Genomic DNA, 3808 nt, shown 5'->3' on the forward strand with positions numbered 1-3808 from the left:
CCGAGGCACAGGAGCCCGTGACGCCTCGCCTGCATTCGCGACATTCGCCGCAGCTGATCTGGAATGGCACCACAACGCGATCGCCCACCTTGACGACCGCGACGCCGTCGCCGACCGCGATGACGTCGGCGATGCCTTCGTGACCCACGGCGTGTCCCGGCGGCATCGGCAGCCGGCCTCGGGACACCGCGACGTCCAGGTCGCAACACGCCACCATGAGCGGCCGGACCAGCGCCTGCTGCGGCTCGGAGATTTCCGGGTCTGCGACCTCCTGCCAGGCGTATCGCCCGGCCTCTTCGAACATCAGCTGCCGCATCGAAGACCTTTCTTTAGTGATCGTTCCAATATTCTTGAGCGACCTTTCTAGTATTGTCAAGGGATGCCTCGCCCGGATCGAAGTCGCGCCGCCCTGCTCGGCACCGCGGCCCGGCTGTTTCGCCGCCAGGGCTATGCCGCCACCGGCGTGAACCAGATCCTGAAGACGGCGGACGTCAAGGCGGGATCGCTATATCACCACTTTCCGGACGGAAAGCAGGAGCTGGCCGCCGCGGTGGTCGACGACGCCGGTGGGGATATCGAGCGCCTGCTACGTCGATTCCTGGAAAGCGACTCGTCGGTGGCCGACATCGTCGACGGCTGGATCGACCTGCTCGCCGTGCAGCTGACCTCCGACCCGCGCGACGGCTGCCCGATCGAACCGATCGCCACCGAGTCGGTGAATGCCAGCCCGCAGGTGCGCGACGCGGCGGCAAGGGCCTTCGCCGGCTGGAGCGCCGCCGTCGCCGACCGGCTGCGCGCCGACGGCTGGCCGGGCGCGGACGCCGACCAGACGGCGCTCGCGGTGATCGCGCTGATCGAGGGCGCGCTGATGTTGTCCCGCACCGCCGGTGATGTCGCCGCGTTGAATGCGGCGAAAGCTGCCGCGCGCACACTACTCAGCCCTGCGAGCGGAGCTCACGGCGCGCACTGATCCGCCTACCTGCACAACTCCCTGATCTTGGCGTTGGCTGCGTCGGCGTCGCGCAGCCGCGCCCCCTGCTCGGGCTCGCTGTTCTGCGCGCCCGCCGTCGCGGCGGCACCGATGTCCATCAGGTTGTTCCCGAACGAACGAACCGCGTCAGCCAGGTCAGCCGGTGTCGCCGGGTCCAGCCGGTCCAGCAGGTACCGGCCACCGTCGTAGAGCGAGACGCGGGCGTTGGCCGCGACCGCCAGCGTCCCGGTGACGTCCTCCGGTCCGCCCGGAGGTGCCAAGTTGGTGTTGATCGCGACACCGCGGCGAACAACGTCGGCTGCCGCGCAGGCCTTCTCCTTTGCCTCGGCGCGTTGCGCGTCGTTGTAATCGCCTTCCGCATTCGAAGGGCGCAGCAGCGCCCAGACGGAAAGACCGAGTGCCACAACGGCGATGGCAGCGACAGCCGCGAGGGCCAACTGACCGCGATCGCGGGCCGGTTTGGCCTCGGCGTGGCTGGTAGGGGGCGAAGGTTCAGGCGCAGGTTCAGGTGTGTCCGACATGGCGCTGATAGTAACGGCGACAGCTAAGTATCGAGCCCGATATCGAGAACCCGCACCGAGTGCGTGAGGGCACCGACAGCCAAATAATTGACGCCCGTGCCCGCGTATTCGGCCGCGGTGTCCAGCAAAAGGCCGCCCGACGACTCGAGCTTGGTGTCGGGTGCGCGCGCGTCGCGGCGCTGCACCGCGATCTGGGTCTGCCACACCGGAAAGTTGTCCAGCAGAACCAGTTCCACGTTCTCGGCCAGCACCTCGTCGAGCTGTTCGAGCGAGTCGACCTCGACCTCACACGGCAGGCCCGGCGCGGCGGCGCGGACCGCCCGCAAGGCCTCCACCACCGAACCTGCGGCCGCCACGTGATTGTCCTTGATCAACGCCGCATCCCCCAGCCCCATCCGGTGGTTGACGCCGCCACCGACCCGGACCGCGTACTTCTGCAGCGCCCGCAGCCCGGGCAGCGTCTTGCGGGTGTCGCGGATCTTGGCGTCGGTGCCCGCCACCGCGTCGACCCAGGCCGCGGTGGTGGTCGCGATGCCGGACAGGTGGCAGACCAGGTTGAGCATCGTGCGTTCGGCGGTCAGCAGCCCCGCGGTGGGGGCGTCGACGGTCAGCAGCGCGGCGCCATCGGGCAGTCGCGCGCCGTCCTCGACGCGCTGGTCGACGTGAAACCCGTCCGGGCCGAGCACCTCGTCGAGCACCAGCAGCGCGATGTCGACACCGGCGATCACGCCCGGTTCGCGGGTGACCATCGACGCCGTCGTGTGCGCATCGGCCGCAACGGTCGCCAGCGTGGTGACATCGGGGCCGTAGCGCAGATCTTCCTCCAGCGCACGCGCGATCACCCTGCGAGCTTCGGTCAGCTCGTCGGCGCCGAGCTCCATCAGCAGCGGGCCGCCGCGAGCACCAGGCTGTGCGCCAACGCCGGGTCGGTGTCCGGGAAGTCGGCACGGTGATGACAGCCGCGCGATTCCGTGCGGGCCAGCGCGGCGGCGGTGACGGCGCGGGCGGTCGCGGTCAGCGCGACGTCTTCGAAGCTCGCTCTGCAGTCAACGTCGCGGGGCGTCGCGTCGTCCAGTTCCTGCACCAGCCGCTGCAGGCCTTCGCCGTCCCGGACCACCGACGCGTGCCGCGACATCACGCGCTGTAACACTTTGCGGGGCAGCGCAACCCGCGTCTCGAGATCTCCAAGCTCGGCATGCGAGGCTCCGGCGTCGGCCGCGTGCTGGGCGGCGGCCTTTCCGGCACGGCCACCGACGACGAGACCCTCCAGCAGGCTGTTGGATGCCAGCCGGTTCGCGCCGTGCATGCCGGTGCGCGCCACCTCACCCGCGGCGAACAGACCGGCCAGGTCGGTGCGGCCGGACACGTCGGTGAGCACGCCGCCGCAGCTGTAATGCGCCCCCGGCACCACCGGGATCGGTCGGCGGGTCGGATCGATTCCGGCAGCCCGGCATGCCGCGGTGACCGTTGGGAATCGCCGCGCGAAGTCGTCGATGTCGCGCACGTCGAGATAGACGCACGGATCGCCGGTTTCCCGTAGCCGGGCATCGATGGCCGCCGCCACCACGTCGCGCGGCGCCAAGTCACCCATCGGATGGGTTCCGGCGGTTATCGAATTGCCTTGGCCATCAACGAGAATCGCGCCCTCACCGCGAACGGCTTCGGTGATCAACGGGCGGCGGCCACCGGCGTCACCGTCGAACAGCATGGTCGGATGGAACTGGACGAACTCGATGTCGCTGATCGGCACGCCGGCCCACATCGCCAGCGCGACGCCGTCGCCGGACGCGCCGTCGGGATTGGTGGTCGCCGAATACAAATGGCCCAGGCCGCCGGTCGCCAGGATCACCGACGGCGCGTGCACGATTCCGGGGCCGTCCTCGTCGATCACCAGCACACCGGTCACTGCCCCATCGGTCTGCAGAATCTGCAGCGCGACGTGATTGCGACGGATGTCCAGGGTGGCCGCGGCATGATCCAGCGCCCGCTGCACCTCCGCGCCGGTGGCGTCACCGCCGGAATGAATGATGCGGCACCGCGAATGGCCGCCCTCCCGGGTCAGCGACCACCGTCCCGGCTCGGCTTCGTCGAAACGCGCACCGTCGTCGACCAATTCGGCGACGGCGCGATAGCCGTCGGCCACGATCGAGCGCACCGCGTCCGGGTCACACAGCCCACCCCCGGCAGCGATGGTGTCCGCGACATGCGCATCGATCGAGTCGTCGGTGTCCGGCAGCACCACCGCGATGCCGCCCTGCGCGTAGAAGGTTGCGGATTCAGAAGCCTTGCTCAGCAC

At 69.6% G+C, this 3808-nt stretch carries 5 protein-coding genes; 1 reads left to right on the forward strand and 4 read right to left on the reverse strand.

All coding sequences use genetic code 11. The features are described from left to right. A partial coding sequence (locus ACRDU5_RS03270; protein ID WP_526612787.1) for an alcohol dehydrogenase catalytic domain-containing protein occupies positions 1-316 on the reverse strand: 316 nt, incomplete at its 3' end. Between the two features lie 63 nt (positions 317-379). On the opposite strand from ACRDU5_RS03270, the gene ACRDU5_RS03275 reads away from it, so the two are divergent. Beyond that, positions 380-970 carry a TetR/AcrR family transcriptional regulator gene (locus ACRDU5_RS03275; protein WP_526612788.1) on the forward strand — a complete coding sequence of 197 codons (591 nt, stop codon included), beginning with the start codon at positions 380-382 and terminating at the stop codon, positions 968-970. Between the two features lie 5 nt (positions 971-975). Here ACRDU5_RS03275 and ACRDU5_RS03280 read toward each other — a convergent pair whose 3' ends face one another. The 3 genes from ACRDU5_RS03280 to ACRDU5_RS03290 form a co-directional block, all read right to left on the reverse strand. Continuing rightward, a complete protein-coding gene (locus ACRDU5_RS03280; protein ID WP_526612789.1) occupies positions 976-1512 on the reverse strand; it encodes a hypothetical protein in 537 nt (178 codons plus the stop codon). A gap of 23 nt (positions 1513-1535) precedes the next feature. Then, entirely contained in the window at positions 1536-2393 is an 858-nt protein-coding gene (nadC, locus tag ACRDU5_RS03285) for a carboxylating nicotinate-nucleotide diphosphorylase (protein WP_526612790.1), read from the reverse strand. Then, positions 2393-3808 (reverse strand): L-aspartate oxidase (locus ACRDU5_RS03290; RefSeq protein ID WP_526612792.1); only part of this gene is annotated, 1416 nt, incomplete at its 5' end. The genes ACRDU5_RS03290 and nadC, both read right to left, overlap by 1 nt.

Source organism: Mycobacterium sp. (assembly GCF_050701515.1).
In the GTDB taxonomy this organism is placed as follows: domain Bacteria; phylum Actinomycetota; class Actinomycetes; order Mycobacteriales; family Mycobacteriaceae; genus Mycobacterium.